This is a genomic window from Ruegeria sp. SCSIO 43209, assembly GCF_019904295.1.
Lineage (GTDB): Bacteria > Pseudomonadota > Alphaproteobacteria > Rhodobacterales > Rhodobacteraceae > Ruegeria.
The window spans coordinates 2,911,125-2,924,318 of record NZ_CP065359.1 but is presented as its reverse complement, the minus strand read 5'-3'; the positions used below and the strand labels follow the sequence as shown (position 1 = coordinate 2,924,318).

Genomic DNA, 13,194 nt, shown 5'->3' with positions numbered 1-13,194 from the left:
CTCCCTTGGCCAAGCCCTTATATCATGGGTCTTGAGGGCGAGAATTCCAAGATGCGCACGTAGATTTTACCGCAATGGCATCCTCAGACCATTTGAATGACGTCTTTCTCAATCGACAGCATATAGCCCTTCTTGGCGATGTTCTTCACCAGCAGCTCACTGACCATCTGATTTCCCAAGGCGTCGCGCAGGCGTTTGATCCGGGTTGCCCCAGCGGCCTCATCGCAATCTGCAGCGTTTCTGCCCGAGATCATCGCTTCGATCTGGGCACCCGACAGGACCTCGTCATCAAGCCGGGATTCAGCCAGAACTGAAAGCGTTTCCATCGCGGCGGGGGTCAACTTAAAATCCATGTTGTTGAGATAAACGGTATTCTCTTCACGGCTGATCAGCAGGGATGTTACCTGGATCCCCGTCCGTTCAATCTGGGCCATGCGGCGGTTCAGTAGAACCAGCATGACCAGAAAAACAAGTGCGGTGATCAGCATGGCGCTGGCAAAGACCAACAGCACGAAGATGACCATTCGATAGCTGGATAGCGTATCGGCAAAGGCGGTGCCCGATTGCGCCAGAATCTCGAGCAGACGGATTTCCGATTGCGAGGTCAGGTCAGCCTCGACAAACAGCCGTTCAACCCGCGCGTTGAAGGCATTTGCGTCCGGTAGCGTCCAGAACAGGAAAACCGCTGCAGTCACCAGGATCGCGACGATTGCCGCAATCCCCAGACCAACCAGCCGAACCCCCGAACGACGCGCCTCAGTAACGGAGATAGTATTTTCCGGCATTGGCCTTCCTTTGATCCAATCCACCCGCCTCGAAAACGGTCATCACGTTCAGCAGGGTCCAGCCGTTTGATTTCAGCCGCTTGGCGACTTCTTTCCGGGCCGAGCCTTTATCGCAGCTTGAGACCTGCATGACGCCATAGTGCAGGCGTAAGGGATTGTCCTGCTTGGCCTTGTAGTCGGCATAGCAATCTGCCGCGATGGCTTGCGACCCAACCGATATCAGGGCCGTCAGAGCCAGAGAAGAGAGGATCTGTTTCATGGGCTGCATCCTGCGCATGGGTTGGGTGGATATTCAATAACCTCAGGGGGTTTGTGGTGCTGATATTGAATAACAGTATGCCGTTATTGCTTGTCTGAACGGGGTGGTCGCAGTGTCAGGTTATCAAATTCGCGGTCGGTAACCGGCCTGCCCATTATCCGAAAGGACACGCATCATGCACCGGAAATTTATCGCTCTGATCATAGCAACCGCCGTCGCCATTACGGGGATCTCAGCGTCGCAGGCACGGGCGGCAGATACCCGAGATATTCTCGGCGGATTGGCTGCGATCGCGCTCATAGGTGCTGCGGTCAACCACTATCATCAGGAGAAAAAGCGCGACGAAGAGGCAGAGCGCCGCAAGCGTCACAAGCAGGCCGCAGCCAAGGCGAAGAAGGCCAAGAAAAAACATGCTGTACGCCCGTTGCCAAAGCGCGTGGCCCGTTATGACCTACCACAGCGTTGCCTGCGCACGTTCAATGCCTATTCGAACAAGCGTCCGCTGCTTGGGCCGAATTGCCTGAAGAAGTACTATAAACATGCCGATAGCCTGCCACACCAATGCAAGGTTGGTTTCTGGAATGGTAAAAAGGTAAAACGGGCATACGAACCCGCCTGCCTGCGCCAGAAAGGATACCGTGTCGTTTACCAGTAACAGGTTTCGAGCAGGAGTGGCGCCATAGAAGCGCCGCGCGGGAGAGGGTGGCGCAAGCTGCCCTCTCTTTTTTCTTGCGAAGCGCTACGAAACGCGATTTGCCAAGGGTATGATGACACCTGATTATGAACTCGAACGGGCTTTGCTGGCACGCGGATATACCCGAATTGCCGGGGTGGATGAGGTTGGGCGCGGTCCGCTGGCCGGCCCGGTTGTAGCCGCAGCGGTTATTTTGAACCCGGATGACATTCCCGCTGGGTTGAACGATTCAAAAAAACTGACGGCCAAGCGTCGCGGCGGTTTGGATGAGATATTGCGCGACCGGGCAGAGGTCGCGGTGGCCGAAGCCACGGTTGCAGAGATCGATGAGCATAACATCCTGCGCGCCTCGCATCTGGCGATGGTACGCGCGGTAGCTGCGCTGGACCCGGCTCCGGATTTCTTGCTGATTGATGGCAACATGATCCCGCGCGGTATGAAATTACCCTCGCAGGCGGTGGTGAAGGGCGACGCACGGTCGGTGTCGATTTCGGCAGCGTCGATCATTGCAAAAATCTGGCGTGATCAGCTGATGGTGGATTTGGCGCAACAGCATCCCGGCTATGGGTGGGAGGCGAATGCCGGATATCCGACAAAACGGCACCGCGAGGCGTTGCAAAATCTTGGCGTGACCCCACACCATAGACGTTCGTTCAAACCAGTCCACAATATCTTGTATCAAGAGTAAATCGTAAGTCGCTGATTCAAAAAAGAAATTGACGGCGAATCATCTTTGACTCATCCTTGTCTCAACCAAATGAGCGCAAAAGCGCCGTGGAACTGAGGCAGTGATATGACCACAATCAAGACAAAGGGCGCAGCCGCGCTCCCTTTAAACACGATTCTATCCGGCGACTGCATCGAGGCGATGAACAGTCTGCCCGAGGCGTCGGTTGACCTGATTTTTGCGGACCCCCCATATAACTTGCAGCTGAAAGGTCAGTTGCACCGGCCTGATAACTCGCAGGTGGATGCGGTCGATGACCATTGGGATCAGTTTTCCAGTTTTGGGGCGTATGACCAGTTTACCCGCGACTGGCTGAAAGCGGCGCATCGTTTGCTGAAACCCAATGGCGCGATCTGGGTGATTGGCTCGTATCACAATATCTTCCGTGTGGGGTCGGCCCTGCAGGACGCGGGTTATTGGATTCTGAACGACGTTGTCTGGCGCAAGTCGAACCCGATGCCGAATTTCCGCGGCAAGCGATTTACCAACGCGCATGAGACGATGATCTGGGCCTCCAAGCGCGAAGGCGCGAAATACACCTTCAACTATGAGGCGCTGAAGGCCCTTAACGAAGGTGTGCAGATGCGCAGCGACTGGGTTCTGCCGATCTGCACCGGGCATGAACGGCTCAAGGATGAAAACGGCGATAAGGCGCATCCGACGCAGAAACCGGAATCACTGCTGCATCGCGTGTTGATTGGTTCGACCAATCCCGGTGACGTGGTGCTGGATCCGTTCTTTGGCACGGGCACCACAGGTGCTGTAGCGAAAATGCTGGGGCGTGAGTTCATTGGGATTGAGCGCGAAGAAAGTTATCGCAAGGTGGCTGAAAAGCGTATTTCAAAGGTCCGTAAGTTTGACCGCGAAGCGTTGGAAGTCAGCGCTAGCAAGCGCGCTGAGCCGCGCGTGCCCTTCGGCCAATTGGTCGAACGCGGCATGCTGCGCCCGGGTGAGGAACTGTATTCGATGAACCAACGCCACAAGGCCAAGGTCCGCGCCGACGGGACTCTGGTAGGGCAGAACGTCAAAGGTTCGATCCATCAGGTTGGCGCGCATCTGGAAAATGCACCGTCTTGTAACGGCTGGACCTATTGGTGCTTCAAACGCGATGGCAAAACCGTGCCCATCGACGTGTTGCGTCAGCAGATTAGGGCCGAATTGCATAACTGAATACCGCCGGTGCCTGTGGCCTGACACAAGGCACTACGCCTTGCCCCGCCGTTACCGGCGGGGTCTTTTGTTTTTGCCTGTGAGATGATTGCATAGGGCAGCCCCTGACAGCCCTTTTGGGAGATAAAGGCAATGACCGAGACCACCGCCAGTCAATCCCGCCTTAGCCGGTTCTTTGTTACGCAACCGGACAACTTCGATCTGGACAACAAATATACTGAGGCAGCACTGGAACGACACAAGCGAGAGGGGCTTGAACTGGCCGTTCGTGCACGCTGGATCGCGATGGCGTTGACCGGGCTTTTGCTGATCTATCTGAATCCCCAGTGGGAGGTCCTATGGTACCATTTCATCCTGCTTCTGATCTGCGCCAATGGTTGGCTGATCCAACGCGCGGGTCGTGTGGGGCAATCCCGGACCGAGTTGCTTTTGATCTTCGTCGATCTGCTGATCATGACGCTGGGGATGATTGTGCCCAACCCGTTCAGCGACGATGTGCGACCACTGGCGATGCAGTATCGGTTCGACAATTTTCAATATTTCTTCATTATCCTAGCAGCAGGGACGCTTGCCTATTCTTGGCGCACTGTCATTGCGATCGGTTCGTGGACGGCGATGATGTGGACGGCTGGATGGGTGATCGCTTGGTGGGTCGCCACCCCGATCCCCGGGATTAGCGAGCGTGTGGCCGAGGCTTTGTCAGGCTACCCGGATGTGGCCGAGTTCATGGATCCCAACAGTTTCATGCCAACCCTACGCATCCAGCAGGTGATCGTTTTTGTCATGGTCGCAGTGACGCTTGGGGTGTCGATGCGCCGCCTCAATCGCTTGCTGATGTCCAATGCTGGGCTTGAACGTGAACGTGCTAATCTGTCTCGATACTTTTCGCCGAATGTGGTGGATGAGCTGAGCCAGAACGACGAACCTCTGAAGCAGGTCCGCAAAGAGGATATCGCGGTTCTATTTATCGACATCGTTGGCTTCACCAAGTTTTCGGCTGGCCGTGATCCATATGAGGTTATTGAAGTTTTGCGTGGTTTCCACGCCCGAATGGAGACCGAGGTGTTTCGCCATCACGGAACACTCGACAAATACTTGGGCGATGGGCTGATGGCCACGTTTGGAACCCCCGTACCCGGAGAGCTGGATGCAAGCAATGCACTGGCGTGCGCGCGGTCCATGGTCGAGATGATCGACCGTTGGAATTTGGAGCGCAAGCGCGCGGGTGAGCCAGAGATTCAGATCGGGGTCGGGGTTCATTATGGCTCGGTCGTACTGGGGGATATCGGTGCAAACCGGCTGGAATTTGCAGTGATCGGCGATGCGGTGAATGTTGCCGCGAAGCTAGAGGCCCTGACGCGCGATTTTCAAGCGCGCATCATTGTCAGTGATGCATTGCGGTCTCAGGCCCTAAGCGAGACGCCAAATGCGCAAGACATGATGACCGGGTTTGCACAGTACTCGGACCAGCCTGTTCGCGGTGTTACAGCCCCGATGGATGTCTGGGTGCTGTAGCAACCAGGGCTCCCGCCTGTCAGCACCGCATCTAAGATGCGATCCTTCCCGTTGGGCCGGGCAGCGCGCTGCAGTCAGGTGCGAGGGGCAGGGTTGTGCGCTTTGTTGTAAGGCTTCCAGTTGGTGATTTCGGGATAGTATTGACGCCGCCAAGCGCGGACCCTCGGATTCATGATACGCCGCCACAAGGGCGGAATCATCGCGGCAAGGGTCATGACCGGATATCCATGAGGCAGTTGCGGCGCTGCGTCCTGCGTATGGTGTTGCAGCAATGGGAAGCGGCGGTTGGGCTTGTAGTGGTGATCCGAGTGGCGTTGCAGGTTGATCAACAGCCAGTTTGAAGCCTTTTGTGACGCGTTCCAGGAATGGCGCGGGTGCACATGCTCGTACTTGCCATCGCCCAGATATTTGCGCGTCAGCCCGTAATGTTCGACATAGTTGACGAGTTCAAGCTGCCAGATCGCGGTGCCGGCCTGTACCAAAAACAGGCCTAGCCCTGCCCATCCGCCGATCAGAAATGCTAGCAACAGCATGGCTCCTTGCAGGCCCCAATAGCGCCAGAACGGGTTTGCCGGGTCGGTCCACGGGCGGTCTTTGCGGGCCAGTTTTTCCCGCTCGGCGCGAAAGGCTGAGATGAGGCTTTGGCGCAGAACGCGCGGATAGAACCGGTGGAAACCTTCGTTGTAGCGCGCGGTTACCGGATCGCGCGGAGTTCCGACGTAGCGGTGGTGAACCAGCAGGTGCTCGGACCGGAAATGGGAATAAAGGACCATCGACAACAGGAAATCGCCCAGCCAGCGTTCCAGTTTGCCTTTCTGATGCATCAGCTCGTGGCTGTAGTTGATCCCGATCGTTCCGGAAAGGACGCCCATGCCGAAGAACACGCCGATTTTTTCGACCGAGCTCATATCTACGGCTCGGGTAGTGTACCAGATCAGCCCATAGAGCGTGAGGAATTGCACCGGTGCCCAGGCTTTGGTCAGCCAGATATACCATTGCAGCCCCGCATCTGGCGTATCCGGGTCGGCGTTTTCAAGGTTTAGGCCGGTCAGCCGGTCAAGCACCGCAAAGACCCACCATGTCGAAAGCGGTACCAGCAGGACCCACCATCCGCCTGCAGTGGTGGTCATCCAGATCAGTGGGATCAGGAGGTATGAGACCCAAAAGGGAAGGGCGGATTGCCAGCGGGACAGGGTGTCAGATGCGATCATGTTGAGGCTCCGAAACGTTGGCGGCACCGTAGACCGCGCACTGGGCTTTGCCCAGCAGTCTATTGGCCGCGCCAGAGGTCAAAAGCCTTGCGCATAACCGTGGGCAGGTCGCTGGGCCTGAATTGGTGTTTGTCCATGACAGTCAGACCGTTCGGATCGCAACCGTCTGGCAATTCGGTTGTCCAAATACGCAGGATCAGGTGAAAGTGGGTGAAGGTGTGTCTCACTTCACCGGGGATTTCGTGCCATCGCGCCGGGAACGGAGGGCTTTCCAGCGGTGTTTCGGACCAGTCCGAGCCAGGCCAGCCCAACATTCCGCCCAGCAAACCCTTATCGGGGCGGCGTTCCAACAGCAGGGCACCATCTCCGCGTTGGGCGATGTAGATGTGGCCCAGCCGGGTGGGTTTGGGCTTCTTGGGCGTTTTTTGCGGCAGTTCCACCTGCGTCCCCGCCTTCCGCGCCAGACAGGCCGCATGTAGGGGGCAAATACCGCAAGTCGGAGATTTTGGAGTACAGATCGTTGCACCCAAATCCATGACAGCCTGCGCGTAATCTCCAGGCCGGTGCTGCGGGGTCAATGCCGCGGCTTTTTTCTTTAACAGGGGTTTTGAGGCGGGCAGGGGTTCGTGAATATCATAGAGCCTTGCCATGACCCGTTCGACATTGCCGTCCAGGACAGTTTCGGGTCGATCAAATGCGATGGCTGCTATGGCCGCCGCCGTATAGGGGCCAATGCCCGGCAGTTCCAGTAGTGCATCGTAATTGTTGGGAAACTGCCCGTCATGCGCGGACGCAACCACCCGCGCGCATTTCAGAAGGTTGCGGGCGCGGGCGTAATAGCCCAGGCCAGCCCATTCCCCCATGACCTGATCATCTTGCGCATTGGCAAGGGCTTCGACGGTTGGCCAGCGCGTGGTGAAACGAACAAAATAGTCGCGAACAGCGGCAACGGTCGTTTGTTGCAGCATCACTTCGGATAGCCAGACGCGGTAGGGGTCTGGTGCTACGCCTGCGGCACGCGCTGCCGGGCCAATACGCCAAGGCATTTCACGTGCGTGGCGGTCGTACCAATCCAGCAGCGTATTGCTCAGGTCAGATTCGGTGCAGTCACGCAAGTTTTATGTAACTCTCTGTCGGGTTTCACTGGCGTCCGGGTATCAGCCTATTACAATAGCGGCGCAGGAGTTGGAAACCAGATGCAACGCAGACGTTCCTCGACCCGCGGGTTCAAGCGCACCGCCACTTTGCTGAACGACCGGATCAGGCAGGCCGGGGAAAGCCGGGGATTTGCCGTCTCGCGCCTTTTGACCCATTGGGCCGAGATTGTGGGCCAGGACATCGCGTCGATCGCCCGGCCGGTGAATGTGGGATACGCCAAGGGTGGCTTTGGCGCGACACTGACGGTGCTGACCACCGGGCCGCAGGCGCCAATGCTGGAGATGCAGAAAGAACAGCTGCGCGACAAAGTGAATGCGGTCTATGGTTACAACGCGATCAATCGGGTGCGTATCACCCAGACCGCGCCTACCGGATTTGCTGAGGGGCAGGCGAGTTTCGATCACAAACCGAAACAGACGAAACCGGTTGTTTCACCAGAAATCGCAGCTGAGGCCGACAATGTGTCGCGCGCGGTTGATGATGAAGATTTGCGCGCGGCCCTTGAACGTTTGGGCCGCAACGTTTTATCCAGACAGAAACGCTAAGAAAGGGCTGATGAATGAGCCGGATTGCAACCGTAATATGTGCGGCTGTCGCCGTGGCCGCTGGCGGCTATTGGCTGACAACGTCGAGTAACACGATCCCTTCGAACCCGCTTGTTGGTGCTGCTGAGGCGCAAGAGGCGGATTTGGACACCTCGACTATCGTCGAGATGGTGCAGGGGGCCGAAGACGCGCCAGTCGAGATCATCGAATATGCATCGTACACCTGCCCGCACTGCGCGAATTTCCATCAGGGCGCGTACAAGCAGCTCAAAAAGGACTTCATCGATACCGGCAAGGTAAAGTTCACTTACCGCGAGGTGTATTTCGACCGCTATGGCCTGTGGGCCTCGATGGTCGCGCGCTGTGCAGGACCTGACAAGTTCTTTGGCATCACCGACCTGCTGTATGAAGGCCAGTCGGAATGGACCCGTGCCGGAGGTCCTGCCGAAATCGTTGATGAACTGCGCAAGATCGGGCGTCTCGCTGGCATAGACAATGATCAGCTTGAGGCTTGCCTGCAGGACGGTACCCGCGCGCAGACACTGGTGGCCTGGTATCAGGAAAATGCCGAACGCGATGGAATTCAGGCGACGCCTACTTTCGTCGTGAATGGGAAGAAGGTTGAAAATCAGCCTTATGACGACTTCAAGACGCTGATCGAAGCCGAGCTTGGCAGCTAAATCCTGAATGGTCAGCCTGTTTTGGGCTGGCCATCTGCCTAAGGTGAAGGCGCGGCCTTCGCCAACAACTCTTTGACTTTGTCATCCTGATTGATTTGCAACCGAACCGGTAGGGTCAGAACTTTGCTGCGGAAAGTGGCGGGCAGGCGCACGGCGTCTTTCTCGGTTGTCACCAGTTGCGCGCCCAGTGCTTTGGCCTCGTTCTCAAGCCGCGCCATCAGTGCTGAAGTCAGTAGTTGGTGATCATCCAGTGCCTCGGCCCGCAGCAGTTTAGCGCCTTGCTGTCGCAGAGTTCCAAAGAACTTGTCCGGATAGCCTATGCCCGCAAAGGCCAGAACGGGTGTATTGTTCCAGTCCATTCCGGTTTGGAGCGGACACACCTCGCCGGTGGCGTGTGGGACCGTCAGGGCAGGTTCCCATCTTTCTGAAAATGTTGACTGCGCTGCGGCGTCCCCAAGCGACAACACGAGATCGGCACGTTTCAATCCAACGGCCACGGGCTCTCGCAGTGGACCGGCAGGCAGGCAAAGGCCATTGCCAAATCCGCGCTGCGCATCCACTACGATGATCGAAAAATCCTTGGCAACTGCGGGGTTCTGAAAACCGTCGTCCAGCACGATCGCGGTTGCCCCTGCCGCTGCGGCTGCCTGCGCGCCCGCTGCACGATCTTTGGCGACCCAGACCTCGGCAAACGCGGCGAGCAACAGGGGTTCGTCCCCGACCTGAGCCGCTGTGTGTTTGCGCGGGTCGACCTGCACCGGGCCTTCCAGCGAGCCACCATGGCCTTTGGTCACGACATGAGGTTGATGCCAGGTATCCCTCAAATATTCCAAAACCCAGATCACCGTCGGTGTCTTCCCTGTGCCACCGGCATTCAGGTTGCCAACGCAGATAACCGGTACGCCCGGCGAGATGCCTTGCCCGCTCGCCACGCGACGGGCGGTTGCAGCGGCATAGAGGCGACCAAGTGGCGCCAACAGCCTGGCGCGCAGATCCAACCGATCAGGGGCTGAGTTCCAGAAGTCAGGTGCCCGCATCGTCACGCCCTCGCCGGTCCAGTGTATCCTGTACCATATCGATCAGTTGGTCCGCCTGTGGAGCCCCTTCGGTGACAATCCGCCATCCGGCCAATGCCATGTCTGCTGTGCGGTCAGGTGCCAACAATTCGACAACGCCATCGCCCAACTCTGTTGCGGTTCGTATCTTCAACGCGGCTTTTGCCTGCCCCAATCTGTCATAGAGACTGCGATGCTTGCTGACATGAGGCCCATGGATTACCGCAGATCCCAAGGCGACTGCGGTCAGAGGGTCGTGCCCCCGCGCCCCGCGTTCCAGTGAACTTCCCATGAAGGTAACTGCGGATACACGATGCCAAAGGCCCAGATCCTCGGGCTCGGCTGTTAGAATCACTTGTGTGGTGTCTTCGATTGGATGGCCTTCATCCCAGTTGGCGCATCGAAGGTCCATCGCTTCGAGGCGTTTAAACAAGGGCGCTGACTCGGACATATCCGCCACATGCAGGACCAAAGCCAGACGTGGCAGCATCCGCAAGGCCTGACGATGGGCCGTCAGAACCGAGATGAATTCCTTGTCCTGAACCCATGCGGCCAGCCAAACCGGGCGCCCGGCCATTGTGTGAGTGGTTTCGATCAATTCATCTTCGGGCCAGGGCTCTGGGTTGGGGCTGATATGAAGTGGTGGCGCGACCGAGATTTTTGCCGAGTTCACTCCCAGGCGTCGGATTTGGCGTGCGCTGTCATCATTGGGCGCAAGTATCGCTGAAAAGCAATCCAGCGTGTATCGCGTGATATCAGGTAGCCAACGTCCACCCCTTGCGGTTTTCACGTCGACCACAGCCTCAAGCAAAATTAGCGGAATGCCCCGCTCCTGTGCGCGTGTTATGACATTGGGCATCAGCCCACCGCCAAACCACAGCCCCATATCAGGGCGCCAGTGATCCAAGAACGTGCGCGCCGCGCCGGTATGTTCGGCGGGCAGCATTGTGATCGGGGTATCGCAATCTTCCCAGTCCTTCAGATCAACATCGGGTGGGGCGGTCAGCAACAGCGAAAGTCCCGGTCGCACAGACAGCAGCCGACGGCAAATATTGTCGACGGCCCGCAACCGATCGGGTGTACTGACATGGACCCACAGAAGTTCACCTTCCGGGCGCGCAATCTCGGGGTGGCCCGTGCTTTGCGGGACGCCCCAGGACAGGACCCGATAGGCCGCAAGGCTCAGAGATCGCGGCTTGCTCATGCCGGAATTCCGGCCCCATTCGGGTCAAGCCGGGCCTGAAGGTCCGAATGCACCGCTGAACCTGCCGCCACCACGCCGTTCAGGCGCGGGTGGGTATTGTTGAAGCGCAGAGGTTGCCCCAAACGATCGGTACAGAGCCCGCCTGCCTCGCGCAGGATCAGATCTCCGGCGGCGATATCCCATTCCCAACTGGGTCGCAACGTCAGCATCCCGTCAAACCGTCCCTGCGCAACCAGCGCCATCCGGTAAGCCAGGGACGGGCGGTATACACGGCGAAAGTCAGGGGCAGCACCGGATTGCCAGTGGCGCGGATCTAGATTGGGTTTTGCCGCCAAAATCTCGGCTTCGGGCAGGTGTGCTTGACCTGAAACTTGGATGGCAGTGCCATTCAACGTTGCACCTTGCCCTTTTGCAGCCGCATAAAGCAGATCACGTAAGGGCAGGTAGATGACGGCTGCCGTGACCTCACCGTTCTCGGTTACGGCCAGCGAATGGGCCCATGTGCGCGACCCCTCGGCAAAACTGCGGGTGCCGTCGATAGGATCAATGACAAAGACTCGATCACGGGCCAGACGGTCGGGGGAATCCTCGGTCTCTTCACTCAGCCAGCCATAATCCGGGCGGGCCGCCTGCAGATCACGTTCTAGCATCGCGTTGACGGCCAGATCGGCCTCGGTCACCGGGCCTGCGCCTTCGGGTTTATCCCAGCGCTGGGCATCAGGACCCGAATAGCGCGTGGCGATCTTTCCGGCCTCAAGCGCAGCGTCGATCAGCAGGGGCAGGTCAGTTGCCGGCAAGTGTCATCCCTTCGATCAACAGCGAGGGTACAACGCGCGATAGGTAAGGCCGCGCATCGTTTGCCGGAATGATTCGCATCAGCATGTCGCGAAGATTGCCAGCGATGGTACACTCGTTGACGGGATGGGTGATCTCGCCGTTCTCAACCCAAAATCCCGAAGCGCCGCGTGAATAGTCGCCGGTATTCGGATTGATGGTCGATCCGATCATCGAAGTGACCAAAAGCCCGGTACCCATGTCGCGCAACAACTCGGCGCGGGTCTTCTCGCCTTGCGTCAGGCTCAGGTTCCAGTTGCTGGGCGACGGCGGCCCGGATACGCCGCGCGCTGCGTTGCCGGTCGAGGTCATTCCCAATTTGCGGGCGCTGGACAGGTCTAACGTCCAGCCGGTCAGTACGCCATCTTCAACGATCGCCCTGCGCCGTGTTGCCAGCCCTTCGGCATCGAACGGGCGCGAGCCCGAAATGCGCGGGCGATGCGGGTCTTCAATCAAAGACAAATGTGCCGGTAGAACCTGTTGCCCAAGGCTTTCCTTCAGCCACGAGGCCCCGCGGGCTATCGCCGCGCCATTGCTGGCGGCCAGCAGATGGCCGATCAGGGATGATGAAATCCGTTCGTCGAACACCACCGGAAAACTGCCGGTCTGGGGCTTGCGTGCTCCCACGATCTGAACCGCACGTTCACCAGCCGTGCGACCAATCTCGGCGGGGCTGCGCAGGTCAGACTGAAAAGTCCGGCTGTCACCGTCATAGTCACGCTCCATTCCCGTCCCTTCGCCGGAAATGGCGACGCATGAGGTTGAACGGCTGCTGCGCATGTAGCCATCCGAAAAGCCGTTTGTTGCGGCAAGATGGACCCGGTGGGTACCATAGGCGGCCGCAGCGTCGGACACCTGTGAGACTCCCGCAACGTCCAGCGCTGCTGCCTCTGCCGCCAGCGCATCCTGCATCAGAGCTTCAGCGCCGGGTTCAGGGGCTGGGTCAAACAGCTCCAGCGCGTCGATATTACAGTCGGCGACCAATTGGTCAGGCGCGGCCAAGCCGGTGAACGGATCTTCGGGCGCTTCCCGTGCCATGGCCACGGCGCGCTCGGCCATCGCGGCAAGCGTATCGGGGCGACTATCCGAACTGGATACGATTGCCTGCTGTTTGCCAAGGAAGACCCGCAGCCCTAGATCGGTCGCTTCCGAGCGTTCGGCATGTTCCAATGCACCACTACGTACTTCCACAGAAACGGATGAGCCATCAATTACTATGGCATCCGCTGCCTCGGCACCTGCCTTGCGGGCTGCATTCAGCAGCTCTTCACTGATTGTTTGAGGTGTTCGCGTCATGAGGCCTCCGGTCTTGTTGTTCTGGACCTAGCCTCGGATAGTCTGTCCCGCAAGGCCTGCA

Annotated in this window: 14 protein-coding genes; 6 read left to right on the top strand and 8 right to left on the bottom strand. The window is 58.2% G+C overall.

Annotated elements, in window-relative coordinates; translation table 11 throughout:
• Positions 1 to 83 precede the first annotated feature (83 nt).
• Both I5192_RS14640 and I5192_RS14635 read right to left on the bottom strand, forming a co-directional pair.
• Positions 84 to 785 carry a helix-turn-helix domain-containing protein gene (locus I5192_RS14640; protein WP_170398951.1) on the bottom strand — a complete coding sequence of 234 codons (702 nt, stop codon included), beginning with the start codon at positions 783 to 785 and terminating at the stop codon, positions 84 to 86.
• Positions 757 to 1,044, bottom strand: a complete 288-nt coding sequence (locus tag I5192_RS14635; RefSeq protein ID WP_170398948.1) for a hypothetical protein — start codon at positions 1,042 to 1,044, stop codon at positions 757 to 759. Before I5192_RS14635 ends, I5192_RS14640 begins: the two co-directional genes overlap by 29 nt.
• A 175-nt stretch (positions 1,045 to 1,219) precedes the next feature.
• Here I5192_RS14635 and I5192_RS14630 point away from each other — a divergent pair, with 175 nt between their 5' ends.
• The 4 genes from I5192_RS14630 to I5192_RS14615 all read left to right on the top strand — a co-directional run bounded on the left by I5192_RS14630 (position 1,220) and on the right by I5192_RS14615 (position 5,150).
• The gene (locus I5192_RS14630) at positions 1,220 to 1,699 is read left to right on the top strand and encodes a hypothetical protein (protein ID WP_223117147.1); all 480 of its coding nucleotides are present in this window, start codon (positions 1,220 to 1,222) and stop codon (positions 1,697 to 1,699) included.
• Positions 1,700 to 1,808: 109 nt separating this feature from the next.
• Complete coding sequence (locus I5192_RS14625) at positions 1,809 to 2,426, top strand: ribonuclease HII (RefSeq protein WP_223117146.1); 618 nt, start codon at positions 1,809 to 1,811, stop codon at positions 2,424 to 2,426.
• 105 nt (positions 2,427 to 2,531) lie between these two features.
• Entirely contained in the window at positions 2,532 to 3,635 is a 1,104-nt protein-coding gene (locus I5192_RS14620; protein ID WP_223117145.1) for a site-specific DNA-methyltransferase, read from the top strand.
• Between the two features lie 132 nt (positions 3,636 to 3,767).
• Positions 3,768 to 5,150: an adenylate/guanylate cyclase domain-containing protein gene (locus I5192_RS14615; RefSeq protein WP_170425881.1), complete on the top strand. Its 1,383-nt coding sequence runs from the start codon at positions 3,768 to 3,770 to the stop codon at positions 5,148 to 5,150.
• A 74-nt stretch (positions 5,151 to 5,224) separates the two neighbouring features.
• On the opposite strand, the gene I5192_RS14610 is transcribed toward I5192_RS14615, so the two are convergent.
• Together I5192_RS14610 and mutY are read right to left on the bottom strand one after the other, a co-directional pair.
• The gene (locus I5192_RS14610) at positions 5,225 to 6,361 is read right to left on the bottom strand and encodes an alkane 1-monooxygenase (protein WP_223117144.1); all 1,137 of its coding nucleotides are present in this window, start codon (positions 6,359 to 6,361) and stop codon (positions 5,225 to 5,227) included.
• 59 nt (positions 6,362 to 6,420) lie between these two features.
• A complete protein-coding gene (gene mutY / locus I5192_RS14605; RefSeq protein ID WP_255611933.1) occupies positions 6,421 to 7,476 on the bottom strand; it encodes an A/G-specific adenine glycosylase in 1,056 nt (351 codons plus the stop codon).
• A gap of 81 nt (positions 7,477 to 7,557) precedes the next feature.
• Here mutY and I5192_RS14600 point away from each other — a divergent pair, with 81 nt between their 5' ends.
• Complete coding sequence (locus tag I5192_RS14600) at positions 7,558 to 8,064, top strand: DUF721 domain-containing protein (RefSeq protein WP_170398930.1); 507 nt, start codon at positions 7,558 to 7,560, stop codon at positions 8,062 to 8,064.
• A 14-nt stretch (positions 8,065 to 8,078) separates the two neighbouring features.
• The gene (locus I5192_RS14595) at positions 8,079 to 8,744 is read left to right on the top strand and encodes a DsbA family protein (protein WP_170406731.1); all 666 of its coding nucleotides are present in this window, start codon (positions 8,079 to 8,081) and stop codon (positions 8,742 to 8,744) included.
• A gap of 38 nt (positions 8,745 to 8,782) precedes the next feature.
• Here I5192_RS14595 and lpxK read toward each other — a convergent pair whose 3' ends face one another.
• From lpxK to I5192_RS14575, 4 genes are read right to left on the bottom strand one after another with little or no spacing between them, the layout of a single operon-like run.
• The gene (gene lpxK / locus I5192_RS14590) at positions 8,783 to 9,781 is read right to left on the bottom strand and encodes a tetraacyldisaccharide 4'-kinase (protein ID WP_223117143.1); all 999 of its coding nucleotides are present in this window, start codon (positions 9,779 to 9,781) and stop codon (positions 8,783 to 8,785) included.
• Positions 9,768 to 11,003, bottom strand: coding sequence for a 3-deoxy-D-manno-octulosonic acid transferase (locus I5192_RS14585; RefSeq protein WP_223117142.1), 1,236 nt, complete (start codon positions 11,001 to 11,003; stop codon positions 9,768 to 9,770). The genes lpxK and I5192_RS14585 overlap by 14 nt, the downstream gene beginning before the upstream one ends.
• The gene (locus I5192_RS14580; protein ID WP_223117141.1) at positions 11,000 to 11,800 is read right to left on the bottom strand and encodes a 3'(2'),5'-bisphosphate nucleotidase CysQ; all 801 of its coding nucleotides are present in this window, start codon (positions 11,798 to 11,800) and stop codon (positions 11,000 to 11,002) included. The genes I5192_RS14585 and I5192_RS14580 overlap by 4 nt, the downstream gene beginning before the upstream one ends.
• A complete protein-coding gene (locus I5192_RS14575) occupies positions 11,787 to 13,133 on the bottom strand; it encodes a TldD/PmbA family protein (protein WP_223117140.1) in 1,347 nt (448 codons plus the stop codon). The genes I5192_RS14580 and I5192_RS14575 overlap by 14 nt, the downstream gene beginning before the upstream one ends.
• Positions 13,134 to 13,194 lie beyond the last annotated feature (61 nt).